This window comes from Pseudomonas sp. GNP012 (assembly GCF_054343835.1).
In genome coordinates this window covers 4,484,387-4,508,479 of record NZ_JBTGUU010000001.1, presented here as the reverse complement: position 1 = coordinate 4,508,479, position 24,093 = coordinate 4,484,387, and the positions used below count along the sequence as shown (strand labels likewise).

The window sequence follows — 24,093 nt, the reverse complement described above, 5'->3', positions numbered from 1 at the left end:
GCTGGATTTTCTGTAGGGTCGTTGCCAACAGGCAGGCCAGAAAATCAACAAGAGGCAGACATGCACACCGAGTTCCCGACCCAGCCCGGCTACCGCACCCAGCGTGAACAGTTCCTGGCCGCAGCGGCTGCCGCAGGCGCAACCTTGACTGAATATCCACACCCGCTCAAAGGTCCGTTCGATGAATCTCTGAGTACCGATGTGGCGGTGTTGGGTGATCCGGGCGCCAAGCGTCTGTTGATTGCGCTGAGCGGCACTCACGGGGTTGAGGGCTTCTATGGTTCGGGCTGCCAGATCAAATGGCTGCAGGAGTTGGGCAAGCGTTCACTGCCAAAGGATGTGGCCGTGGTCATGATCCATGCCATCAACCCTTGGGGCATGGCGTGGTTGCGCCGGGTCAACGAAGACAACATCGACCTGAACCGCAATCACCTGGATTTCCAGCGCCCGCTGCCGGACAACCAGGCGTATAGCGCCCTGCATGAAATCTATGCCTGCCCGCAGTTGCACGGTCCGGAGCGTGAGCGTGCCGATGCCTTGCTCGACGAGCAGATTCGCCTGCATGGCTGGCCAGCGGTGATGTCGATTGTCGAGGGCGGTCAGCATGCTCACCCCGATGGCCTGTTCTTTGGCGGGCTGGCGCCGAGCTGGTCGAACCGCACGCTGCACCGGATCGTGCAAAAGCACCTGGCCCATGCCGAAGTGGCCATGTGTTTCGACTTGCACACCGGCGCGGGTGAATACGGTCATCCGATGTTGCTGACCATCACCGAGTCCGCCTATCCGGCGCTGGCGGATGCGCAGGCGATTTACGGCCCGTGGCTCTACAGCCTGCAAACCGGCGCCGATACCCTGAGCGAAACCGGCGTAGCGGCGACGGCTACCGGCTACACCTCGCAGGCGTTGATCGATGCACTGCCGCAGGTGCGCCTGATGCCTTTTGTCATCGAGTGCGGAACGTATCCGGGGCCGGACGTTCACCGCCATTTGCGCGATGACCACTGGCTGCATCTGTATGGCAATCCGGGTGACGCAACAGGGCGCGGGATCAAGTTGAATCTGCTGGAGCAGTTCTATCCGGCCGATAGCGATTGGCAGTCGATGATCTGGTTGCGCACGTGGCAGATCTGGGAGCGGGCGCTGTCTGCATTACCGACATTGTAGGAGCGAGCTTGCTCGCGATGGACTCAAGAGCGCTGCGTTTAACCAGTAAACACGCGTTATCGTTAACGACCATCGCGAGCAAGCTCGCTCCTACATACAGGCATAAAAAACGCAGGCATAAAAAAACGGCTTACCTTTCGGTAAGCCGTTTTTAGTACTTGGTGGCTACACAGGGACTTGAACCCCGGACCCCAGCATTATGAATGCTATGCTCTAACCAACTGAGCTATGTAGCCAAGTGGCGCGCATTATTCACCGGTAACGGGGATGCGTCAAGCATAAATCTAAAATATTTCTCTGCGCTTTCAACCGTTTATCAAAATCCACCTTCCAGGCAGTGGTGAAGGGCAGCGCTGGGAACCACCAACGACCTCGACATCCACCTCAATTCGGACATGCCCTACGTCAACAACGACCACGCGCTGTCGGTGGACGTGGCGTGGTTTATCGACTGGCTCAAGACCGAGCTTGAGCAGGACTTCCCGCAAGCGGTGATCCGCGCCTGAGCAGGGCTGCCGGATTCAACTCAAGCGGAAACGCCCGGTGTTGTCGCTTAACGCTTTGCTGCCCTGGCTCAGGGTGTCCGCTGCCTGGTTCACTGCGCGGGCACCTTCGAGCAAACGTAGCGCTGCCTGATCGACCTGCTGGATATTGCCGCTGACTTCGTCGGCGGTACTGGCCTGTTCTTCCACCGCCGTGGCAATTTGCGCCAGGGTATCGGTGACACTCTGCACGGCACTGGCGATTTCCCCGAGCCGTTCGCCAAGGCCGGTGACCGCTTGTGCATCACTTTCTGCCTGAGTGCACGCGGCCTCCATCAGGTTGACGGCCTCGTTCACGGTGTGACGCAGGCTGTCGACCGTGCCGGCAATCTGTGCGGTCGACGATTGAGTACGCTGCGACAGGCTGCGTACTTCATCGGCCACTACCGCAAAGCCACGCCCTTGTTCGCCCGCCCGCGCCGCCTCGATGGCGGCGTTGAGTGCCAGCAGGTTGGTCTGCTCGGCGACGCCGCGAATGGTGTCGACCACCAGTTGAATCTGCTGTCCCTGCTCGCTGACTCGGCCCAATGCCGCAGCGGTTTCGTTCAGGCGTTGATTGAGCTGCTGGATGCTCGCGGTGGTGCGCTGGCTGTCGCGGCTGCTGTCGGCGGCAATGCGCCGGGTGTGCTGGGCGCTGCCGGACGCCTGTTCGCAACTGTGGGCGACCCCTTGTGAGGTGGCGGCCAGTTGCGTCGCCGCCGCGGCAATCTGGCTGATCTGCAACTGCTGGGCTTCGACTTCGCCCAGGGCGTCACTGGAGTGATGGTTGAGGGATTGCACCGCGTGGCTCAGTTGCAGGGTTTCGTGATCCACCCCTTGCAGGCTGGTGCGCAGTTGCACCACGGCGACGTTCAGCGCGGTGCTGATGACCGCCAGTTCGTCCCGTCCCTGAATCGGTACTTGCAGGCTCAGATTGCCATCGCGCAAGGCCTCGGCCAGCACCGTGATGCCGCTGGCGCTGCGGCGGATCGAGGCCTGCAAGCAGATGAACAGATACAGCGCGGCCAACAGCAGGCAGCCGAACACGACGGCCACCACAATGAACTGGCGGATCGCCGAGTCGTGGTAATAATCCAGGCGTTGATCCAGCGACACCAGCGACTGCTGGCGCAATGAAGCGAGGTCGGAGAGCAGGGCGTCGAGACTGCGCTCGAAGTCCTCTGGCTTGAGTTTGATGCTGCCGCCGAACACGCCGTCATCCAGCACCTTCAGGCCTGAGTCCAGGCGCTTGAGGCTGTCGTGGTATTGCCCGGCCCAGGTTTGCAGGGCGCTGGGCAAGCGCGCTTCGAGCAGCCCCGCCGTTTTCACAAGCTGCTCTCGTGCATCGCCGATGCGGCTGCGCAGGTCGCGCAGTTGCAGTCGGCTTTGCAGGGTGAACTGCCCGGACACTACCGACGCTTGGCCCACCGCCGCCAGGCGACCGACCCGTTCGATCAGGTCGGGTGCGTGTTGGGTGGAGATCTGGGTCAGCAAGTAGGTTTCCAGCCAGGGTGCCAGTGTCAGGCGATTGTCCATGGCGATCTGCTCGCGCAAGGCTTGCAGGGCGCTCAGGGCGTTGGTGAAGCGATCGTAGCCATCCGGCCACCAGCCGACGCTGCCCAGGCTTTTTGAGTCGAGGCCATCGAGGGCGGTCTGCAGGGCCTGATAACGGCTCAGTGTTTCGCTCTCGGCAGCTTCTTTTTGCAGGGTATTGCCCAGTTCGGCAGTGGCCTGGCTGACGGCGGGCTGGACCGCATCGAAGGCGGCCATCGCGGCGAGGGTGGCCGGTGTCGGCTGGCGATTGGTTTCCGTGGCGCGCCAACGGGCGGCGCGATCGCGCTGGGCGGCGAGCAGGTCATCCAGTGCGTCAAGGGCCAGCAGTTGCCGCACCCCGGCGCGTTCGCCGGAGATCAGGCTGAGTTTGTCGCGATAGTCCTGGCCGATCATCCACAGGCTGCCGGCCAAGGGCAGGATGAACAGCAAAAACAACAGCTGAAATTTACGTGCGAAGCCAAATCGCCCCAGCAGTGCGATCCCCGGTGATAAAAAAGCCTGCATGCCCCAAGACTCCTCTGGACACCACGCACCATTGGCGTGCGTCGGAGGTTGTTGCACCGCCGACTTGTGCCCGCTAAAAAGGCCTCGAAAGTTCACCCTTGTCTGCTCTGTAGGCCGACTCTGTGGCGAAACTTCCCATTGTCGGCCTCCTTTGTAAGGAAGCCGCGTTCAAGCCGACAAAGTAGGCAAGATTCAGACCATGGCGTTGCGCCATCAATGGTGTGGCGATGAAAACCGAGGTCGTTAGCAGGCTAAGGGGATGGCGTTGCCGCACTGAAAAATGGCACATTGGCGCACCTGCCCGTTTGTACCTCCTGTTGTCTGGAAATTCCCATGGCTATCAGCAACGCCCAGACCGGCTCAGTGCCGGCGTCCGCTACGCCCCAAAGCAGCCCCTTGGTGATGCGCATCATCGGTGCGGTGGCGCTGGCGCATTTGATCAACGACCTGATCCAGTCGGTGCTGCCGTCGATTTACCCGATGCTCAAGGCCAGCTATGGCCTGACCTTCACCCAGGTCGGCCTGATCACCCTGACGTTCCAGTTGACGGCCTCGCTGTTGCAGCCGTGGGTGGGTTACTACACCGACCGCCATCCCAAGCCGTGGTTGCTGCCGGCGGGTACGGTCTGCACCCTGGTCGGCATTCTGATGATGTCGGTGGTCGGCAGCTTCCCGCTGATTTTGCTGGCGGCGGGCTTGATCGGCATCGGTTCTTCGACCTTCCACCCCGAAGCGTCCCGCGTGGCGCGACTGGCTTCGGGCGGGCGCTTCGGGCTGGCGCAATCGACCTTCCAGGTTGGCGGTAACGCGGGCTCGGCGTTTGGCCCCTTGCTGGCGGCAGCGATCATCATTCCCTACGGTCAAGGGAACGTGGCCTGGTTCGGCCTGTTCGCGGTGTTTGCATTGTTCGTGCTGTACCGGATCAGCCGCTGGTACGCCAACCACTTGAACCTGTTCAAGCTCAAGCAAGGTCAGGCAGCGACTCACGGCTTGTCCAAGGGCCGAGTGACCAGCGCGCTGGTGGTGCTCGGGTTGCTGGTGTTCTCCAAGTATTTCTACATGGCCAGCCTTACCAGCTATTTCACCTTCTACCTGATCGAGAAGTTCGACCTGTCGGTCGCCAGTTCGCAGTTGCACCTGTTCCTTTTCCTTGGTGCGGTAGCGGCGGGGACATTCTTTGGCGGGCCGATCGGCGACAGGATCGGGCGTAAGGCAGTGATCTGGTTCTCGATCCTCGGCGTTGCACCGTTCACCTTGTTGCTGCCCCATGTCGATCTGTTCTGGACCAGCATCCTGAGCGTCGTCATCGGCTTCATCCTCGCCTCGGCATTCTCGGCCATCGTGGTGTACGCCCAGGAACTGGTGCCGGGTAATGTCGGGATGATTGCCGGGGTGTTCTTCGGTTTGATGTTCGGTTTCGGCGGGATTGGCGCGGCGTTGCTGGGGCATCTGGCGGATATTCACGGTATCGAGTACGTGTATTACCTGTGTTCGTTTTTGCCGTTGTTCGGGGTGTTGGCGATCTTTTTGCCGCGAACCAAAAAGGCCTGACCCAACACACATCCCCTGTGGGAGCGGGCTTGCTCGCGAATGCGGTTTGTCAGCCACATGTACTTCGACTGACACTCCCTCTTCGCGAGCAAGCCCGCTCCCACAATGGGGCGGTGGTGTGGCGGACGATTGTGTCGGGCACAAAAAAGCCGCGTATCAAACGCGGCTTTTTCATGGGCGTGTGGCTTACACGTTGAAGCGGAAGTGCATCACGTCGCCGTCCTTGACGATGTAATCCTTGCCTTCCAGACGCCATTTACCGGCTTCCTTGGTACCGGCTTCGCCCTTGTACTGGATGAAGTCGTTGTAGGCGATCACTTCGGCGCGGATGAAGCCTTTCTCGAAGTCGGTGTGGATCACACCAGCGGCTTGTGGTGCGGTGGCACCGACGCGCACGGTCCAGGCGCGGACTTCTTCGACACCGGCGGTGAAGTAGGTCTGCAGGTGCAGCATTTCGTAGCCGGCGCGGATCACGCGGTTCAGACCTGGCTCTTCGAGGCCCAGGGCTTCGAGGAACATGTCTTTCTCTTCGCCGTCGTCGAGCTCGGCGATTTCCGCTTCGATCTTGTTGCACACCGGTACAACCATGGCGCCTTCTTCTTCGGCGATGGCCTTGACCACGTCCAGGTGCGGGTTGTTTTCGAAACCGTCTTCAGCGACGTTGGCGATGTACATGACCGGCTTGGTGGTCAGCAGGTGGAAGCCCTTGATCACCGCTTTTTCGTCGGTGCTCATGGTCTTCATCAGGCTGCGTGCAGGCTTGCCGAGGGTGAAGTGAGCAATCAGTTGCTCCAGCAGGCCTTTCTGGACCACTGCGTCCTTGTCACCGCCTTTGGCGTTGCGCGCGACTTTCTGCAGTTGCTTTTCGCAGCTGTCGAGGTCGGCGAAGATCAGTTCCAGGTCGATGATTTCGATGTCGCGTTTCGGGTCGACGCTGTTGGAGACGTGAATCACGTTCTCGTCTTCGAAGCAGCGGACCACGTGGGCGATGGCATCGGTTTCACGGATGTTGGCCAAAAACTTGTTGCCCAGGCCTTCACCTTTCGACGCGCCGGCAACCAGGCCTGCGATGTCGACGAATTCCATGGTGGTCGGCAGGATGCGCTTTGGATTGACGATGGCTGCCAGGGCTTCCAGACGCGGATCCGGCATCGGCACGATACCGCTGTTCGGTTCGATGGTGCAGAAGGGGAAGTTCTCGGCCGCGATCCCGGATTTGGTCAGGGCGTTGAACAGGGTGGACTTGCCGACGTTAGGCAGACCGACGATGCCGCAATTGAATCCCATGGTGTTTTCCCCGAGGAGTGAGTCAGGCCTTCTGGCTGTGCAGGTTTTTCATCGCGCGGTTCCATTCCCCGGCGAGGATATCCGGCAGCACGCCGAGGGCAAAGTCGATGCTGGCATCGAGTTTTTCCTGTTCGGCGCGTGGCGCACGACCCAGGACGAAATTTGAAACCATACTGGCAACGCCCGGGTGGCCAATGCCAAGCCGCAAGCGGTGAAAGGTATTCTGATTGCCCAGTTGCGCAATGATGTCGCGCAACCCGTTGTGACCGCCATGGCCGCCGCCCTGCTTGAGCTTGGCAACGCCGGGAGGCAGGTCGAGTTCGTCGTGCGCCACGAGGATTTCTTCAGGCTTGATGCGGAAGAATCCGGCGAGTGCCGCCACGGCCTGGCCGCTGCGGTTCATGTACGTGGTGGGAATCAGCAGACGAACATCCTGACCCTGGTGCGAATAGCGCCCGGTCAGGCCGAAATATTTGCGGTCCGCCATAAGGTTCACGCCTTGTGCGTTCGCGATGCGCTCAACAAAAAGGGCCCCTGCGTTATGCCGGGTCTGTTCGTATTCAGCGCCTGGATTTCCCAGGCCAACGATCAGTTTGATGGCAGTCACGATAGGGGCCCTTCATTGGAGTGGTGGATAACATCGCCGCAATCAGGGAGAGCGGCGAAAGTGGACGAAAGTTGCTCATTTACCATGATGTAAACTCCGCGTTCTCGCCCGCTTTCTCGCTATGCTCTAGTCCGCGATGTTTCCGGTCACTCCGGCGTACAGAGTAAAATTACTCTGCAGCGCCTTCTGCAGCTTCTGGAGCAACACGTGGAGCGTGGACGTTGGCAACAGCCTTGTCATCGCCGTGTGCCAGGGCCACGAACTCAACGCCTTTAGGCGCCTTGAGGTCCGACAGGTGAATGATCGAACCGATTTCAGCGTTAGCCAGGTCGACTTCGATGAACTCAGGCAGATCTTTCGGCAGGCAGGAAACTTCGATCTCGGCAACAACGTGCGAGATTTCGCCGCCTTTCTTGGTCGGTGCTTCTTCGTTGATGAAGTGCACTGGAACGATCGCGGTCAGTTTCTGGCCAGCGACTACGCGTACGAAGTCAGCGTGCATCACGTGGCCTTTGGCCGGGTGACGCTGCAGGGCTTTGATCACGACGTTCTGCTTGGTGCCACCAACGTTCAGCTCGATGATGTGGCTGTAAGCCGCTTCGTTTTCGAGCAGTTTGGCAACTTCTTTGGCCAGCATGCTGATGGATTCAGGGGCTTTGTCGCCACCGTAAACTACAGCTGGAACCAGGCTTGCGAGACGACGCAGGCGGCGGCTCGCACCTTTCCCCAGGTCGGAACGCACTTCAGCATTCAGAGTAAAATCGTTCATGTTGTATCTCCAAAATAACCACACTCGCCCCAGCGTTTGCGACCAGCGCTAAAGGCGATATGGGCAAAAAAGCCCCGCCCCGACAGGAATGCCGGGGCGGGGCGCTTTTCGTCAACGAGATATTTCGAGAAGGGCAGGGCCCTTAGCGGAACATCGCGCTGATCGATTCTTCATTGCTGATGCGGCGGACCGCCTCGGCAACTACCGGTGCGATATCCAGTTGGCGGATACGCGCACAGGCTTGTGCTGCAGCGGACAGCGGAATGGTGTTGGTCACCACCAGCTCGTCCAGCACGGAATTTTCAATGTTCTCGATTGCCCGACCCGACAGCACAGGGTGCGTGCAGTAGGCGAAAACCTTGGCAGCGCCATGCTCTTTCAGGGCCTTGGCCGCGTGGCACAGGGTGCCGGCGGTATCGACCATGTCATCGACCAGAATACAGGTACGCCCTTCGACATCACCGATGATATGCATCACTTCAGAGTGATTGGCTTTCTCACGGCGTTTGTCGATGATCCCGAGATCCACGCCCAGGGATTTGGCAACGGCACGTGCACGCACGACGCCGCCAATGTCCGGGGACACGATCATCAGGTTTTCAAAGCGCTGATCTTCGATGTCATCCACCAGAACCGGGGAGCCGTAGATGTTATCTACCGGAATATCGAAGAAACCCTGGATTTGGTCAGCATGCAGATCAACCGTGAGAACACGGTCGATGCCGACTACGGTAAGCATGTCAGCCACGACTTTCGCGCTGATAGCCACACGTGCGGAACGCGGACGGCGATCCTGACGGGCATAACCAAAGTAAGGAATAACAGCAGTGATACGAGTAGCCGAGGAGCGGCGGAAGGCATCAGCCATCACTACCAGTTCCATCAGGTTATCGTTGGTCGGAGCGCAAGTCGGCTGAATAATGAAGACGTCTTTACCGCGGACGTTTTCATTGATCTCGGCGGTAATTTCGCCGTCGGAGAATTTACCGACAGAGATGTCACCGAGAGGGATATGCAGCTGACGTACGACACGCCGAGCCAGATCGGGGTTAGCGTTCCCCGTAAAGACCATCATCTTGGACACGCGCAGTACCTGAAGGCTGAGGGTAACCTGGATGAGTATAGGAAAATGGCAGGGGCGGCTGGATTCGAACCAACGCATGGCAGGATCAAAACCTGCTGCCTTACCGCTTGGCGACGCCCCTGTATCTGTTGCAACGATTACCCGGTAATCGGTTCCTTTAGAGCAGACTTTGAAGCTTGCGATGCAACATCGAAACGTTGCTTCCTTTTGCTACAAAACCTGTAAGGGTCTCTGTCAGAAGGGCCGAGACTTTATCAGCTTCAGCTTTGCTTGGGAAGCCCCCAAACACACAACTTCCAGTTCCGGTGAGTTTTGCTTCGGTAAATTTACCTAACAAATTCAAAGCGTTACGTACCTCTGGATAACGCCTTGTTACCACCGGCAAGCAGTCATTTCGACTGTTTCCCTTGGGAACGGGGCGCACTTTAATGGGAGGAGTGTTACGTGTCAACAACGGATCTGAAAAAATTTCTGCCGTACTTACAGAGACTTGCGGTACCAGCACCAGATACCACGGTTCTTCCGGGTCGACAGGGGTCAGTTTCTCCCCCACGCCCTCGGCGAAAGCCGCATGACCACGAACGAAAACCGGGACGTCGGCGCCCAGCGTCAATCCCAGGCCAGCCAGGCGATCTTCATCCCAGCCCAATTGCCACAGGTGATTGAGGCCGAGCAAGGTCGTTGCGGCATTCGAACTGCCGCCGCCAATGCCGCCGCCCATGGGCAGGATCTTTTCGATCCAGATATCGACGCCCAGCGAACAACCGGATTGCTCCTGAAGTTTTTTCGCAGCCTTGACGATCAGGTTGCTGTCGTGGGGCACGCCTGCGAACTCGGTGTGCAGCTGAATGACACCGTCATCGCGCAGGGCGTAGGTGATTTCGTCGCCGTAATCGAGAAACTGAAACATCGTTTGCAGTTCGTGGTAGCCGTCTTCGCGGCGACCCAGGATGTGCAGCATCAAATTGAGTTTGGCCGGAGACGGCAAAGTCAGGCGATTGGCTGGCATGTCATGACCCCAGTTTGCGTGGTTGCCAGGCCTTGATCACCAGGGTGACGTCAAGGTCGGTGCCATGCAGCTTGATGCGCTCGGGCAGCCAGTAACCGTTTTGCTGGGTGTAGTCGGTGTATTCGACCTGCCAGCCATCCTGCTCGAGGTTGGCCAAGCGACTGTCGGTATCCAGGGTCAGGCGACTTTTGCTGTCCGGCGCGGGGAGCCCGCGTACCCACCAGGCCAGATTGGACACCGGCAGCTTCCAGCCCAGCTGTTCTTCGAGCAGCACTTCCGGATTCGGCGCGTCGTAGCGTCCCTGATTGGCGACTTCCAGCGACACCTTGCCCGGGCGTCCGGTCAGGCGAGCCGCACCGCGGCCCAGTGGTCCGGACAGGCGAATGTCGTAGTAATCCTGGCGCTGCAACCAGAACAGCGTGCCGCTGCCCGAGTCTTTCGGCGCACGGATGCCGATCTTGCCGTCGATCTGCCAGCCATCGAGGCCGGTCAGTTGCTGTTTGTGCTCGCGCCATTGGGCGGCGTTGCCATGACCCTCGACCGATTCGCGGGGACCAAGGCCTGCACAACCAGCGAGCAGGGCGATAAAACCGAAAACGATGAAATGGCGCAAAAACATAATCTTAAAGAGTCTCTGATCCGGTCAGGCGTTTGATGGTGCCACGCAGGGTCGGGCTGTCAGGCTGTTCCTTGAGGAATTTGCCCCAGACCTGTCTGGCTTCGCGCTGTTTGCCATTGGCCCACAGGACTTCGCCCAGGTGCGCGGCGACTTCCTGGTCGGGGAAGCGTTCCAGGGCCTGGCGCAGCAGGCGCTCGGCTTCGTCGAGATTGCCCAGGCGGTAATTCACCCAGCCAAGGCTGTCGAGTACCGCAGGGTCTTCCGGGCTGATCTGGTGTGCCTGCTCGATCAGGGCCTTGGCTTCGGCGTAGCGCGTGGTGCGGTCGGACAGGGTGTAGCCGAGGGCGTTCAACGCCATGGCATTGTTCGGGTCGCGCTTGATGATGGTGCGCAGGTCTTTTTCCATCTGCGCCAGGTCATTGCGTTTTTCCGCCTGCATGGCGCGGGTGTAGAGCAGGTTCAAATCGTCCGGGTATTGCTCCAGGGCTTGATGCAGAACGCTCCAGGCCTTGTCGCCCTGATTGTTGGCGGACAGGGTTTCGGCTTCGATCAGGTACAGCTGGATCGCGTAATCCGGCTGCTCGTCGCGCTCTGCCGCCAGCTTTCTTTGCGCTTCGGCGGTTCTGCCGTTTTCTATCAGGATGTCGGCCTGACGCAATTGCGCCGGCAGGAAATCGTTGCCCGGGCCAACCTTGGCGTACTCGTTCAATGCGCCTTGCGGGTCGTTTTGTTCTTCCGCGATGCGGCCGAGGTTCAGGTGCGCCGAGTCGACGTGGCTGTCCCGGGCGATCAGGTCTTCAAGATAACCCTTGGCCTCGTTCCACGCCTTGGCTTCCAGGCAGACCAGTGCCAGGGAGTATCGCAGATCGTCGTCTTCCGGATACTGCTGAACCAGGCTCGAGAACTCGGCCTTGGCGTCGTCCATGCGGTCCTGTTCGACCAGCATCCGCGCATAAGTCAGGCGCAGGCGCTTGTCGTCCGGGTATTTCTTGATGCTTTTCTGCAGCAGCGGCAAGGCCTCGTCACCGCGATCGAGGGTTTGCAGCAGGCGTGCGCGCAGCAGAATCGGGGCAATTTCGTCGTCGTCCGGCGGATTGTCTTCCAGCAGTTTCAGTGCGCCTTTGGTGTCGCCATCCTGTTGCATCAGCAGCGCCTTGCCGAAAATCAGCTGGCTGTTGTTCGGATGGCGCTGCAGCAAGCGGTCGAAGCTTTTCATCAGGCCGTTGCGTGTGTCCTGGTCGGTGTCGGCCGCCGACAGCGCCAGGAAGTCGAAATGAGTGTCGCCCTTGCCTTGCAGGACTTTCTCCATATAGACCATGGAGTCGTCATAACGCCCGGCGCGGGCCAGCTGCACGGCAGCGGCGCGTTGCGCTTCGAGGTCGTCGGGGGCGTTTTTCGACCAGATCAGCGCGGTGTCCAGGGCAGCCTGGTCGGCGCCCAGGTATTCGGCGATACGGAATGCCCGCTCCGAGATGCCCGGATCCTGGGTGTTGATGGCCTGGGTCACATAGTTGTCCAGGGCAATGTCGAAACGATTGCGCTGGCCAGCCAGTTCGGCGCTCAACAGGCTGAAGACGGTTTCCTCGCTGAAGGAGCTGTAGACCTTCGGCTTTTCAGGGGCCGGGGTGCTGTCTTCAACCGGCGGCGTACCGTCCGACGAAACGGGTGCCAAGGCCTGGCAGCCGCTGAGGAAGACAAAAGCGAGGAGCAACGCGGAAGATCTATTCATATAGGAAGAGGACGACTAACCTGCGGTCGGATCATCATGACACAAGCTTTAGGCCAAACATAACCGGCCCGCCAATTTACCCAATCCCCGGACTTTCGCGATGCCCCTGTAGGAGCTGCCGCAGGCTGCGATCTTTTGACATTGCTTTTCAAGATCAAAAGATCGCAGCCTGCGGCAGCTCCTATAAAGAGCCGAAACGAGAATTGCTCGCAACGTGGGGGTCGCTTACCGGCGCGATAGATATCGAGTAGTTGTTCTGATTCCGTCGAAGTAGGACAATTGCCGGCTTCACGTCACCATCAGCGACTTTGAATGGCCTTCCTTGCACTCGGTATTAACCACAAGACTGCTTCAGTAGACGTCCGCGAGCGCGTGGCTTTTACCCCTGAGCAGCTGGTTGAGGCCTTGCAGCAGCTCTGCCGACTCACCGACAGCCGCGAAGCTGCGATCCTCTCCACCTGCAATCGCAGTGAACTCTATATAGAACAGGATCACCTGTCGGCGGACGTCGTGCTGCGCTGGCTGGCCGAATATCATCATTTGAGCTACGACGAGCTGCGCGAAAGCGCCTATGTGCATGAAGATGATGCGGCAGTTCGTCACATGATGCGGGTGGCCTCCGGGCTCGACTCGCTGGTGTTGGGCGAGCCGCAGATTCTCGGCCAGATGAAGTCGGCTTATGCCGTGGCTCGCGAGGCGGGCACCATCGGGCCGTTGCTCGGGCGGCTGTTCCAGGCCACATTCAACGCGGCCAAGCAGGTGCGCACCGACACGGCCATCGGCGAAAACCCGGTATCGGTGGCATTTGCCGCAGTGAGCCTGGCCAAGCAGATTTTCAGCGACCTGCAACGCAGCCAGGCCTTGTTGATCGGTGCCGGCGAGACCATCACCCTGGTCGCCCGCCATCTGCATGACCTGGGCGTAAAGCGCATCGTGGTCGCCAACCGTACCCTGGAGCGCGCGAGCATCCTGGCCGAACAGTTCGGTGCGCATGCGGTGTTGTTGTCGGATATTCCGGCAGAGCTGGTGCGCAGCGATATCGTCATCAGTTCCACCGCCAGCCAGTTGCCGATCCTGGGCAAGGGTGCAGTGGAAAGCGCCTTGAAACTGCGCAAGCACAAACCCATTTTCATGGTGGATATCGCCGTCCCCCGCGATATCGAACCCGAAGTCGGCGAGTTGGACGACGTTTACCTCTATAGCGTCGACGATCTTCACGAAGTGGTCGCCGAGAACCTCAAGAGCCGCCAGGGCGCTGCCCAGGCCGCCGAAGAGATGGTCTCGGTCGGCGCCGAAGACTTCATGGTCCGCCTGCGTGAATTGGCGGCGGTGGACGTGCTCAAGGCCTATCGTCAACAGAGCGAACGCCTGCGCGACGAAGAATTGCAAAAGGCCCAGCGCATGCTGGCCAACGGCAGCAGCGCCGAAGAGGTGCTGGTGCAACTGGCTCGCGGGCTGACCAACAAACTTTTGCACGCACCGAGCGTGCAGTTGAAAAAGCTCTCTGCCGAAGGTCGCCTGGATGCGCTGGCGATGGCCCAGGAACTCTTTGCCCTCGGTGAGGGCTCATCGGATAGCTTTTCGGATAAAAAACCGCAATGAAAGCGTCACTGCTCAATAAGCTGGATATTCTCCAGGACCGTTTCGAGGAATTGACCGCCCTGCTGGGCGACGGCGAGGTCATATCCGATCAGAACAAGTTCCGTACCTATTCCAAGGAGTACGCGGAAGTTGAACCGATCGTGGGCACCTATAAAGAACTGCTGAAAGTGCAGGATGACCTCGAGGGCGCCCAGGCTCTGCTCAAGGACAGCGACCCGGACATGCGTGAAATGGCCGTGGAAGAAGTCCGCGAGGCCAAGGAGCGCCTGGTCACGCTCGAAGCCGACCTGCAGCGCATGTTGCTGCCCAAGGACCCGAACGACGGGCGCAACGTGTTCCTCGAAATCCGTGCCGGCACCGGCGGCGACGAGGCGGCGATTTTCTCCGGCGACCTGTTCCGCATGTATTCGCGTTACGCCGAGCGTCGTGGCTGGCGGGTGGAGATTCTCTCGGAAAACGAGGGCGAACACGGCGGCTATAAAGAGGTGATTGCCCGGGTCGAGGGCGACAACGTCTACGGCAAGCTCAAGTTCGAATCCGGTGCGCACCGTGTGCAGCGGGTTCCGGCGACCGAATCCCAGGGCCGCATCCACACGTCGGCCTGCACCGTGGCGGTATTGCCCGAGCCGGACGAACAGGAGGCCATCGAGATCAACCCGGCCGACCTGCGCATCGATACCTACCGCTCCTCCGGCGCCGGTGGCCAGCACGTCAACAAGACCGACTCGGCGATCCGCATCACTCACTTGCCGTCCGGCATCGTGGTCGAGTGCCAGGAAGAACGTTCGCAGCACAAGAACCGCGCCCGGGCGATGTCCTGGTTGTCGGCCAAGCTGAACGATCAGCAGACCTCCGCCGCGGCCAACGCCATCGCCAGCGAACGCAAGCTGCTGGTGGGTTCCGGTGATCGCTCCGAGCGCATCCGCACCTACAATTTTGCCCAGGGCCGGGTCACCGACCATCGGGTCAACCTGACCTTGTATTCCCTCGACGAGATCCTCGCCGGCGGCGTCGAGGCAGTGATCGAGCCGTTGCTGGCCGAGTACCAGGCCGATCAACTGGCGGCGATAGGTGAGTAAATGACGATCATCGCCAGTTTGTTGCGTGCCGCCGATCTTCCCGACTCGCCGACGGCGCGTCTGGATGCCGAATTGCTGCTGGCGGCGGCGTTGGGCAAGTCCCGCAGTTTCCTGCACACCTGGCCGGAACGCATCGTGCCGAGCGAAGCGGCGCTGACGTTCGCCGAGTATTTGCAGCGCCGCCGCAGCGGCGAGCCCGTAGCCTATATCCTCGGCCAGCAAGGTTTCTGGAAGCTGGATCTGGAAGTGGCACCACACACGCTGATCCCGCGCCCGGACACCGAACTGCTGGTGGAAGCTGCGCTGGAACTGTTGCCGGCCATACCGGCCAAAGTGCTCGACCTCGGTACCGGCAGCGGCGCGATTGCCCTGGCGTTGGCCAGCGAGCGTCCGGCCTGGAGCGTCACTGCTGTGGATCGCGTGCTGGAAGCGGTGGCCCTGGCCGAGCGCAATCGCCAGCGTCTGCACCTGAACAACGCCAAGGTGCTGAGCAGCCATTGGTTCAGTGCCCTGGAAGGTCAGCGTTTTGAGCTGATCATCAGCAATCCGCCCTACATTGCAGCGACCGATCCGCATCTGGTCGAGGGCGATGTGCGCTTCGAACCGGCCAGCGCCCTGGTGGCCGGTGTCGACGGGCTCGACGATCTGCGTCTGATCGTCGCCCAGGCGCCGGATCATCTCGACGCTGGCGGCTGGCTGATGCTCGAGCATGGTTACGATCAGGCCGAGGCGGTCCGCGATCTGCTGCTGACCCGCGGTTTTGAAGAGGTCCACAGCCGCACCGATCTGGGCGGTCACCAACGCATCAGTCTGGGGCGCCTGCCGTGCTGAATGATCAGGAGTTGCTGCGTTACAGTCGGCAGATTCTGCTGCAACACATCGATATCGACGGCCAGTTGCGGCTCAAGGACAGCCGCGTATTGATCGTCGGGCTCGGCGGCCTTGGCGCACCAGTGGCGCTGTATCTGGCGGCTGCCGGCATTGGCGAGATGCACCTGGCGGACTTCGACACGGTCGACCTGACCAACCTGCAACGCCAGATCATTCACGACACCGACAGCATCGGCATGGGCAAGGTCGATTCAGCGATCAAGCGCCTGACGGCGATCAATCCCGAGGTCCGGTTGATCGCCCATCGCGCGGCGCTGGACGAAGACTCCCTGGCCGCCGTGGTGGCCGGGGTGGATCTGGTCCTCGATTGCTCGGACAATTTTTCCACCCGTGAAGCCGTCAATGCCGCGTGCGTTGCAGCCGGCAAACCGCTGGTCAGCGGTGCGGCGATTCGCCTCGAAGGCCAACTGTCGGTGTTCGATCCGCGTCGGCCAGAGAGTCCGTGCTACCACTGTTTGTACGGGCACGGCAGCGAAGCCGAACTGACCTGCAGCGAGGCCGGCGTGGTCGGTCCGCTGGTGGGACTGGTCGGCAGCCTGCAAGCGCTTGAAGCGCTGAAGTTGCTGGCCGTATTCGGTGAACCACTGGTGGGGCGCCTGTTGCTGATCGATGCCTTGGGCACGCGCTTTCGCGAATTGCGGGTCAAGCGCGATCCGGGCTGCAGCGTCTGTGGTTCGAAACATGCGTGAAGCGCCGATTGGCGTGTTTGACTCCGGTGTCGGTGGGCTCTCGGTGCTGGCCGAGATCCAGCGCTTGCTGCCCAACGAGACGCTGATGTACGTCGCCGATTGCGGCAATGTTCCCTATGGCGAGAAAACCCCGGAATTTATCCAGCAGCGTTGCAGTGTGATGGCCGATTTCTTTCAGCAGCAGGGCGCCAAGGCCCTGGTGCTGGCCTGCAACACGGCAACGGTGGCCGGCGTCGCCGACTTGCGTCGCGACTATCGCGATTGGCCCATCGTCGGCATGGAGCCGGCCGTCAAGCCGGCGGCCGCCGCGACGCGCTCCGGCGTGGTAGGGGTGTTGGCCACCACTGGCACCTTGCAGAGCGCCAAGTTCGCCGCGTTGCTCGACCGTTTCGCCACGGATGTGAAAGTGATCACCCAGCCCTGTCCCGGGCTGGTGGAGCTGATTGAAAACGGCGACCTGCACAGCGCCGAGCTGCGTCAGCTGTTGGCCGGGTATGTCGAGCCACTGCTGGCGGCTGGCGCGGACACCCTGATTCTCGGCTGTACCCATTACCCCTTTCTCAAACCGATGCTCCGGCAGATGATCCCCGCGGACATCAGCCTGATCGATACGGGAGCCGCCGTCGCGCGGCAACTCCAGCGGCTTTTGGCCGAACGCGAACTGCTTGCCGCCGGGCCTGCCCGTGAAGCGCAGTTCTGGACCAGCGCTGATCCGCTTCATTTCAGAAATATCTTGCCGATACTGTGGAATACCTCTGGCGTTGTGCGAAGCTTCAACCGGTAGAAGGCTGTCTGGGGGGGAGTACGAAAAATCGGGGTGAACTTCTGATAAATCGCTGACTTCTATAGTTTTGCTGGGCCAGGCAACAAAAAAATCATACGAAATCGTTCGGAAAAGGAAGTTTCTAGTGAAGCGACTATTCTGCTTGGCCGCGATTGCGGCCACATTAATGGGGCACACCTTTACTGCGCAGGCGGCAGGTGTGGAGTTCGCGGTTGGTCAGACCAGCGATTCGACCATGACGTATCGACTGGGCATGCAATTCGACTGGGACCAGAGTTGGTGGCAGAGCGACGTGGGTCGTCTGACCGGTTACTGGGATGGCGCCTACACCTATTGGGAGGGTGACGAGAAATCCAGTAACCACAGCCTGTCGTTCTCGCCTGTGCTCGTCTATGAATTTGCCGGCCAGAACGTCAAACCCTACATCGAGTTCGGGATTGGCGTGGCGGCGTTTGCCAGCACCGAAGTCGAAAGCAGCGATCTGGGCAGCGCCTTCCAGTTTGAAGACCGCTTTGGATTCGGTTTGCGCTTTGCCGGCGGACATGAAGTCGGGGTTCGTGCGACGCACTATTCCAACGCCGGGATCACCACTCCGAACGATGGTGTAGAGAGTTACGCATTGCATTACACGATGCCGTTGTAAGACGCAACGCGGTACTAAATGTGGGAGCGAGCCTGCTCGCGAAAGCGGTTTAACATTCACCATTTATAGTGATTGTCAGACTGCATTCGCGAGCAGGCTCGCTCCCACATTTGTATTCGGGTGACTTCAAAACTCAGCGATACGCCGTCGAAATCCCCAGGCGTTCGTCGATGCATTCCGGTGCGCCCATCTCGAACTCCCGGCAGATCAGCGGACGTTTTTCGTAGATGGTGCACATCATCGTGTTGCGATCCAGTGCGGCACACCAGCCGTCGTCCAGGCGCAGCATGACTTCCCCGCCCCAGTCATCGGTATCGATGAACCGTTCAGGCACACCCGTGTCGGTGATCAGCATGACTTCGAGCTGGCAGCAGCAGGCTGCGCAGGTCGAGCACGTGACCGCGGGTTCCGCGATTTGCGTATGGGGGATGGTTTTCATGCCGCGCAGTGTAAGGCAGTCACCCGGTGCTGTGTGAAAGGTCTGACGGACGCCCAGGTATCGGCGCGTCCGGGATACCGCTGCCGATGATGGCGATTTTCAGGGTTAGTCCTTGATCGGTGGCTGACTGCGCACCATGCGTTTGCCGATCTCCAGTTTCACTTGGTCCGGCCGTTTGGAGAGCGGCCAGAGGGCAGCCATGAACGCAGCCGGGAAAGCGATTTCCAGCGGGCGGTCCTTGAGCTTTTCGAAGATGTGCCGTGCGGCTTTCTCCACCGGCCAGCTCAAGGGCATGGGAAAGCCATTTTTCGCCGTCAGCGGCGTTTCGACAGCCCCGGGGCTGATCACTGTGAGTTCTATGCCTTCAGGGGCCAGGTCGATGCGCAGGGATTCGAACAGGTAACGCAGCCCGGCCTTCGAGGTGCCATACGCCTCTGCCTCGGGCAGTGGCAGGTAAGTTACCGTACTGGCCATGGCAACCATATGTGGTGCGGTGCCGGCACGCAGCAACGGCAGGGCGGCGTCGATGCAATAGGTACTGGCTAACAGGTTGGTACGCAACACGTGCTCGACAATCGACGCATCGAACTGCCTGGCATCCACGTACTCGCTGGTGCCGGCATTGAGTATCACGGTGTCCAGCGAGCCCCAGTCCTCGGCAATCTGTTCGCCGATCTCGCGCACGGTCTGGCTGTCGGTCAGGTCACCGGCCACCACCAGCACTTGACCCGGATAGCGTTGCGACAATACTTTCAACTGCGCTACCGAGCGCGAACTGACGGCCAGGTGCGCACCGGTTTTCAGGATTTCTTCGGCCATGGCCGCACCAATGCCACTGCTGGCACCGGTCAGCCAGTATCGTCGTGAGAGCGTACGACTCATCCCAATCTCCTTTTCAGCCAGGCCATTGCCCGGCCCAATACGGGTAAACATTTATAAAGCAAAGCCCCGGCATCAAGGTAGTCCCGGTGGCGGTCATTCATGATCCAACGGCGGCGTATTGCCGTGACGGCAGGTTTTTGAACGCCGTCAACGCTCGCGTCCGGGATGTGCTCAAGTCGACGATCGGTGAAGGGTAATCCACCCCACCAAACAGGCCGCCGAGATTGGCAGGGTTATGCACGTCTTTTTTATTCAGCCCAGCCAGTTCCGGCAGCCATTGCTTGATGAACACACCTTCGGGATCGAATTTTTCCGATTGGCTCAGCGGGTTGAAGATCCGGAAGTAAGGCGCCGAGTCGGTGCCGGTGGAAGAACTCCATTGCCAGCCACCATTGTTCGCCGCCAGATCGCCATCGATCAGGTGACGCATGAAAAAGCGTTCGCCTTCGCGCCAGTCGATCAGCAGGTTCTTGGTCAGGAACATCGCCACCACCATGCGTAGGCGGTTGTGCATCCAGCCGGTGGCCAATAGTTGGCGCATGGCGGCGTCGATGATCGGCAAACCGGTGCGCGCCTGTTGCCAGGCGGCCAGTTCATCGGGAGCGTCGCGCCAGGCCAGCGCTTCGGTTTCCGGGCGAAATGCGCGGTGCCGGGACACTCGTGGGTAGCCCACCAGGATGTGTTTGTAGAATTCGCGCCACAGCAGTTCGTTGATCCAGGTGACGGCGCCTGTGTTACCGCTTTCGAACTCACCCTGATTGCTGTTCAACGCGGCGTGCAGGCATTGGCGTGGAGAAATCACCCCGGCGGCAAGATAGGCCGAGAGCTGACTGGTGCCGGGTTTTGCCGGGAAGTCGCGTTCGTTCTGGTAGTGCTCGATCTGCGCTTCGCTAAAGTTGTCGAGGCGACGCCGGGCTTCAGTTTCGCCGGCCGGCCACAGGCTGCGCAGGTGATCACCGGGTGTTGCGAAACCCTCGACGCTCAAGGGGATCGCATCGCTGGCAATGTTCAGCGGCGCTTGTTTGTGCGGCGCGCGGACCAGGCTGGGCAGCGAATGGTGCAGTCGTTCGTAGCAGACTTTGCGGAACTGGCTGAAGACCTGAAAGTAAGTGCCGGTCCGGGTCAACACGCTCCCGGGCCTGAACAGCAATTGATCGAGGTAGCGGTGAACTTCGATGCCTTCGGCCTGTAGCGTACGGACGACCGCTGCATCGCGACGGGACTCGTGGATGCCGTACTCTTCGTTGAGGTGCAGCGCGTCGACCTGCCACTGTCGGCACAGGTTCAGCAATACGCTGGGCGCGTCATCCCAGCGGGGAGCCTGGCGGATCAACAGTGGAATGTTCAGTTGACCCAGTTCGCGGCTCAGCTCGCGCAGGTTACGCAGCCAGAAGTCTACTTTGCAGGGCGCATCGTCATGTTCCAGCCATTGCTCCGGACTCAGCAGGTACACCGCGACGCAGGGGCCACGAGCCGCGGCGGTCGAAAGGGCGGTGTTGTCATGTAGGCGCAAGTCGCTGCGCAGCCAGATCAATTGCATAGGGGGATCCACGCGATTCATTTAAATCAGCCCGCGCTGAACGAGTACCTGATGTGCCGACAATGGATCTTCGGCCAGGTACAGGTCAGCGATTTCGGTGGTACTTGCGGACAACTCGGCGTGGTGGATGCACACCGTTGGTCCGGCAATCATTTTTGGGCAACTGACACCTTTGAAAAGTTTCGGCAGTTGCGCCAGGTTCATGGCCTTGCTGGAGTACAGCAGAACCCCGCGGGGTTGCAGCAGTTCGACCGCCAATGCCAGTTCGCCGACAGGCAGCGGCCCGTCGAAGACTTCCACCGGGCAATCCGCGCTGCTGATCAGCCAGGCCGTGAGCCACAGCTGAGGTTCCATGGGCAGGTCGGAGTGGTTGATCAACAGCATTGGCGCGGTGCGCAACTGACGATTGTCATGGTAGATGCGTGCGCCGAATTTGCTGCGTAGCCAGGCACAAAAAAAGCCCCGCTCCATCTGCGCACCGAATTGGCCTTGCCAGCGTTGCTCCAGAGCGGCCAGCAAAGGCATCAGCAATTGCTCGCACAGGGTTCGCGGCGGATACAGGGCCATCGCCTGATTGACGTTGTCATCCAGGGCGCGTTCCTGCAATCCGCTGACCGCCTGCAGCAACGTTTGCAGCAATGTGTGCCAATCGTTGTCGACGGACTCGCTGAATATTTGCGGCGTATCGAGCAATTCCTTGACCTGGCTGACGGCGACGCCGCGGTTGAGCCAGGTGAGGATGGCCTGGATGCGTTGTACATGGTCGGCCGAGAACAGCCGATGCCCCTTGGGGGTGCGTTGCGGCACGATCAGACCGTAGCGCCGCTCCCAGGCGCGCAGAGTCACGGCATTGACGCCGGTCAGGCGCGCCACTTCACGGATGGGCAGCCAGCCTTCGTCCAGTGCTTTTTTAAAGTCATCGCCGAGGTCTTCGCGGGCGCTGGTGTCGAGTGTTTTTTTCATCAGATAGCGTTTCGCAGGCTGAGGTTTTCCGGGTGCGGTTGCAGATAGACCTGCTGTGCGATGTACGGATCGGGGTGTTGGCGAAAGTGATGTTTGAGCAGCGTCAACGGCACCACCAACGGCACGATGCCTTGGTGGTACTGGCTGATCAGCTGTTGCACTTCCTGCTTGTCTTCGCGGCTGATGGCCTGTTTCAGGTAACCGCTGATGTGTTGCAGGACGTTGGTATGGGTGCGGCGGGTGGCGCACTTTTTCAACGCCGCCATCAATTCGCTGAAGTAGCGGGGGCCCAGTTCCTGCGGATCGTTTTTGCCCATGCTGCCCAGCAGGTGGCCCAGGGCTTTGTATTGCACCGGGTTGTGGGCCATCAGCAGGTATTTGTAGCGTGAGTGAAAGTCCGTGAGGCCGCGCCGGGTCAGGCCTTCCTGGCGTAGCTGCTGCCAGGCGCTGTAGGCGAATACGCGGGTGAGGAAGTTTTCCCGAAGCACCGGATCGTTGAGCCGGCCGTCTTCCTCCACCGGCAAGTCCGGGTGCAGCAGGCAGAAGGCCTGGGCGTAGATCCCGCGACCGCCAATGTCCGCCCGTGTGCCGTTGGCGTGGTAGACCTTGACCCGCTCCAGGCCGCAGGACGGGGAATTTTGCATGAAGATATAACCGCAAATATCCCCCAGCTGCGCTGCCATCTCCCGGCCGTAGGTGGCCAGCGGTTGTGTCACGTTCAGGTTGTGATCCAGGGTTCCCACGGCTTCGGGTTGATCGGCGCCACTCACCAGCCGAATCGGTTGGCGCGGTACGCCGAGGCCGATGGCCACTTCCGGGCAGACCGGGATGAAATCGAAGTAATCAGTGAGGGTACGGCTGCACAGCCGCGACTCCTTGTGCCCGCCGTTGAAGCGCACATCGAGCCCCATCAGGCAGGCGCTGATGGCTATTTTCGGTTTGACGGGGACGTGGGACATCGGAACACCTCGAATCTGAACCTGTACAAACATTTGCGTCTGTACAAGATAACTTCATCATAGATTCGAAGTTGTACAAGTCAAATTTTTTGTATAGGTTTTTTCGGCGCAATGCCCCTTCAGGAGCTGCCGAAGGCTGCGATCTTTGATCTTGAAAAATAAAATCAAAAGATCGCAGCCTTCGGCAGCTCCTACGGTCATTGCAGGTGTTCATGCAAGCGGCGGGCGGCTTCCTGACCGCTTAGCCAGGCGCCTTCGACACGTCCGGACAGGCACCAGTCGCCACAGGCGTACAGCCCCAGGTCGGCATCGGCCAGGGTGCCCCATTCGTGACTGCTGGCGGGGCGGGCGTAGAGCCAGCGGTGGGCGAGGCTGAAGCTCGGCGCAGGCATGGAATCGTGCAGCAGTTCGGCAAACGCGCCGTGCAACTGTTCGATCACCGCTTCCTTGGGCAGGTCGATGTGTTGCCGGCTCCAGGCACTCGTGGCGTGCAGCACCCAGGTGTCGAGGGTGTTGTCGCGCCCGGGTTTGCTGCGGTTGCGGGCCAGCCAGTCGAGTGGGCTGTCCTGTACGAAGCAGCCTTCCATGGGCGTTTCCAGCGGCGTTTCGAAGGCCAGGGCAATGGCCCAGGTCGGGTCCATTTTCACCCCGGCGGCGGCCCCCGCGAGTTTTGGCGCCGATGCCAGCAGAGCCGTGGCCTGTGGCGCGGGCGTGGCGATGACGACGTGGCTGAACGGTCCGTGGGTGAATCCCTCGGCGTCCTGCAGATGCCAGTGTTCTTCCCCGCGATAGACCTCGGTGATCCGGCAGGCGAAGTGCACTTCCAGATCACCGAGCAGGGCGCGAGTGATTGCGCTCATGCGGGGCGTGCCGACCCAGCGGGTCTGCTCGTCCGGCGACAGGTTGAGCTGACCGCCATGGTAGGTGTACAGCTGCGGCGTCCACTCGGCGACCCAGCCTCTGGCCTGCCAGCGCTGGACTTCCGTGACAAAGCGGCGGTCGCGGGCGGTGAAGTACTGCGCGCCCATGTCCAGAGCACCCGCATCGCTGCGCTTGCTCGACATGCGCCCGCCGCTGCCGCGGCTTTTATCGAAAAGTTGAACCACGTGCCCGAGGTCCGTCAGGGCCTGGGCGGCGGAGAGTCCGGCAATGCCGGTGCCGATGATTGCGATAGGTACAGTCATAGGGGCCTCGTTTACCTTTCTGTACAGACTACGCCGGGGT

At 60.3% G+C, this 24,093-nt stretch carries 22 protein-coding genes, 2 tRNA genes and 2 pseudogenes; 9 read left to right on the top strand and 17 right to left on the bottom strand.

Annotated elements, in window-relative coordinates; all coding sequences use genetic code 11:
- Positions 1-60: 60 nt before the first annotated feature.
- Positions 61-1,164 carry a DUF2817 domain-containing protein gene (locus tag ACXX83_RS20335; RefSeq protein WP_458549436.1) on the top strand — a complete coding sequence of 368 codons (1,104 nt, stop codon included), beginning with the start codon at positions 61-63 and terminating at the stop codon, positions 1,162-1,164.
- A gap of 159 nt (positions 1,165-1,323) precedes the next feature.
- On the opposite strand, the gene ACXX83_RS20330 is transcribed toward ACXX83_RS20335, so the two are convergent.
- Positions 1,324-1,400 (bottom strand) — tRNA-Met (locus ACXX83_RS20330).
- Between the two features lie 129 nt (positions 1,401-1,529).
- On the opposite strand from ACXX83_RS20330, the pseudogene ACXX83_RS20325 reads away from it, so the two are divergent.
- Positions 1,530-1,670: pseudogene (locus tag ACXX83_RS20325) on the top strand (LysR substrate-binding domain-containing protein); the annotation flags it as partial.
- 15 nt (positions 1,671-1,685) lie between these two features.
- Here ACXX83_RS20325 and ACXX83_RS20320 read toward each other — a convergent pair.
- Positions 1,686-3,743 carry a methyl-accepting chemotaxis protein gene (locus ACXX83_RS20320; protein ID WP_458549435.1) on the bottom strand — a complete coding sequence of 686 codons (2,058 nt, stop codon included), beginning with the start codon at positions 3,741-3,743 and terminating at the stop codon, positions 1,686-1,688.
- Positions 3,744-4,076: 333 nt separating this feature from the next.
- Between ACXX83_RS20320 and ACXX83_RS20315 the strand changes: the two genes are divergently transcribed.
- Positions 4,077-5,294, top strand: coding sequence for an MFS transporter (locus ACXX83_RS20315; protein WP_458549434.1), 1,218 nt, complete (start codon positions 4,077-4,079; stop codon positions 5,292-5,294).
- Between the two features lie 186 nt (positions 5,295-5,480).
- On the opposite strand, the gene ychF is transcribed toward ACXX83_RS20315, so the two are convergent.
- From ychF to ACXX83_RS20275, 8 genes are all read right to left on the bottom strand, one after another.
- Complete coding sequence (gene ychF, locus ACXX83_RS20310; RefSeq protein ID WP_015096822.1) at positions 5,481-6,581, bottom strand: redox-regulated ATPase YchF; 1,101 nt, start codon at positions 6,579-6,581, stop codon at positions 5,481-5,483.
- 22 nt (positions 6,582-6,603) lie between these two features.
- Complete coding sequence (gene pth / locus ACXX83_RS20305) at positions 6,604-7,188, bottom strand: aminoacyl-tRNA hydrolase (RefSeq protein ID WP_458549433.1); 585 nt, start codon at positions 7,186-7,188, stop codon at positions 6,604-6,606.
- Between the two features lie 169 nt (positions 7,189-7,357).
- On the bottom strand, positions 7,358-7,957 hold the full coding sequence (locus ACXX83_RS20300; protein ID WP_007973891.1) for a 50S ribosomal protein L25/general stress protein Ctc: 600 nt from the start codon (positions 7,955-7,957) through the stop codon (positions 7,358-7,360).
- Positions 7,958-8,099: 142 nt separating this feature from the next.
- Complete coding sequence (locus ACXX83_RS20295; protein WP_003171603.1) at positions 8,100-9,041, bottom strand: ribose-phosphate pyrophosphokinase; 942 nt, start codon at positions 9,039-9,041, stop codon at positions 8,100-8,102.
- 46 nt (positions 9,042-9,087) lie between these two features.
- Positions 9,088-9,162: transfer RNA gene (locus ACXX83_RS20290), tRNA-Gln, on the bottom strand.
- Positions 9,163-9,198: 36 nt separating this feature from the next.
- Complete coding sequence (gene ispE, locus ACXX83_RS20285) at positions 9,199-10,050, bottom strand: 4-(cytidine 5'-diphospho)-2-C-methyl-D-erythritol kinase (protein ID WP_102673422.1); 852 nt, start codon at positions 10,048-10,050, stop codon at positions 9,199-9,201.
- A 1-nt stretch (position 10,051) separates the two neighbouring features.
- The gene (gene lolB, locus ACXX83_RS20280; protein ID WP_015096820.1) at positions 10,052-10,669 is read right to left on the bottom strand and encodes a lipoprotein insertase outer membrane protein LolB; all 618 of its coding nucleotides are present in this window, start codon (positions 10,667-10,669) and stop codon (positions 10,052-10,054) included.
- Positions 10,670-10,673: 4 nt separating this feature from the next.
- Positions 10,674-12,398, bottom strand: coding sequence for a tetratricopeptide repeat protein (locus ACXX83_RS20275; protein ID WP_217836354.1), 1,725 nt, complete (start codon positions 12,396-12,398; stop codon positions 10,674-10,676).
- Positions 12,399-12,710: 312 nt separating this feature from the next.
- Here ACXX83_RS20275 and hemA point away from each other — a divergent pair, with 312 nt between their 5' ends.
- The 6 genes from hemA (at position 12,711) to ACXX83_RS20245 (ending at position 18,086) form a co-directional block, all read left to right on the top strand.
- Entirely contained in the window at positions 12,711-14,000 is a 1,290-nt protein-coding gene (gene hemA, locus ACXX83_RS20270) for a glutamyl-tRNA reductase (protein WP_007973881.1), read from the top strand.
- The gene (prfA, locus tag ACXX83_RS20265) at positions 13,997-15,079 is read left to right on the top strand and encodes a peptide chain release factor 1 (RefSeq protein ID WP_007973879.1); all 1,083 of its coding nucleotides are present in this window, start codon (positions 13,997-13,999) and stop codon (positions 15,077-15,079) included. Before hemA ends, prfA begins: the two co-directional genes overlap by 4 nt.
- A complete protein-coding gene (prmC, locus tag ACXX83_RS20260) occupies positions 15,080-15,910 on the top strand; it encodes a peptide chain release factor N(5)-glutamine methyltransferase (protein ID WP_458549432.1) in 831 nt (276 codons plus the stop codon). It abuts the gene before it with no gap.
- Entirely contained in the window at positions 15,904-16,659 is a 756-nt protein-coding gene (locus ACXX83_RS20255; RefSeq protein WP_217836352.1) for a molybdopterin-synthase adenylyltransferase MoeB, read from the top strand. The genes prmC and ACXX83_RS20255 overlap by 7 nt, the downstream gene beginning before the upstream one ends.
- Entirely contained in the window at positions 16,652-17,443 is a 792-nt protein-coding gene (gene murI / locus ACXX83_RS20250) for a glutamate racemase (protein ID WP_217836351.1), read from the top strand. Before ACXX83_RS20255 ends, murI begins: the two co-directional genes overlap by 8 nt.
- A gap of 124 nt (positions 17,444-17,567) precedes the next feature.
- Positions 17,568-18,086 (top strand): acyloxyacyl hydrolase, encoded by a 519-nt coding sequence (locus tag ACXX83_RS20245; protein ID WP_015096815.1) that lies wholly within the window; start codon positions 17,568-17,570, stop codon positions 18,084-18,086.
- Positions 18,087-18,219: 133 nt separating this feature from the next.
- Here ACXX83_RS20245 and ACXX83_RS20240 read toward each other — a convergent pair whose 3' ends face one another.
- The 7 genes and pseudogenes from ACXX83_RS20240 to ACXX83_RS20210 form a co-directional block, all read right to left on the bottom strand.
- Entirely contained in the window at positions 18,220-18,525 is a 306-nt protein-coding gene (locus ACXX83_RS20240) for a YkgJ family cysteine cluster protein (protein ID WP_015096814.1), read from the bottom strand.
- Positions 18,526-18,630: 105 nt separating this feature from the next.
- On the bottom strand, positions 18,631-19,407 hold the full coding sequence (locus ACXX83_RS20235) for an SDR family NAD(P)-dependent oxidoreductase (protein ID WP_458549431.1): 777 nt from the start codon (positions 19,405-19,407) through the stop codon (positions 18,631-18,633).
- Positions 19,404-19,499: pseudogene (locus ACXX83_RS20230) on the bottom strand (transcriptional regulator); the annotation flags it as partial. The gene ACXX83_RS20235 and the pseudogene ACXX83_RS20230, both read right to left, overlap by 4 nt.
- A gap of 5 nt (positions 19,500-19,504) precedes the next feature.
- Positions 19,505-20,947 carry a deoxyribodipyrimidine photo-lyase gene (phrB, locus tag ACXX83_RS20225; RefSeq protein ID WP_458549430.1) on the bottom strand — a complete coding sequence of 481 codons (1,443 nt, stop codon included), beginning with the start codon at positions 20,945-20,947 and terminating at the stop codon, positions 19,505-19,507.
- A 21-nt stretch (positions 20,948-20,968) separates the two neighbouring features.
- On the bottom strand, positions 20,969-21,910 hold the full coding sequence (locus tag ACXX83_RS20220) for a MerR family transcriptional regulator (protein ID WP_458549429.1): 942 nt from the start codon (positions 21,908-21,910) through the stop codon (positions 20,969-20,971).
- The gene (locus tag ACXX83_RS20215) at positions 21,910-22,869 is read right to left on the bottom strand and encodes a YbgA family protein (protein ID WP_458549428.1); all 960 of its coding nucleotides are present in this window, start codon (positions 22,867-22,869) and stop codon (positions 21,910-21,912) included. The genes ACXX83_RS20220 and ACXX83_RS20215 overlap by 1 nt, the downstream gene beginning before the upstream one ends.
- 197 nt (positions 22,870-23,066) lie before the next feature.
- On the bottom strand, positions 23,067-24,053 hold the full coding sequence (locus ACXX83_RS20210; RefSeq protein ID WP_008016642.1) for an NAD(P)/FAD-dependent oxidoreductase: 987 nt from the start codon (positions 24,051-24,053) through the stop codon (positions 23,067-23,069).
- Between the last annotated feature and the right edge of the window lie 40 nt (positions 24,054-24,093).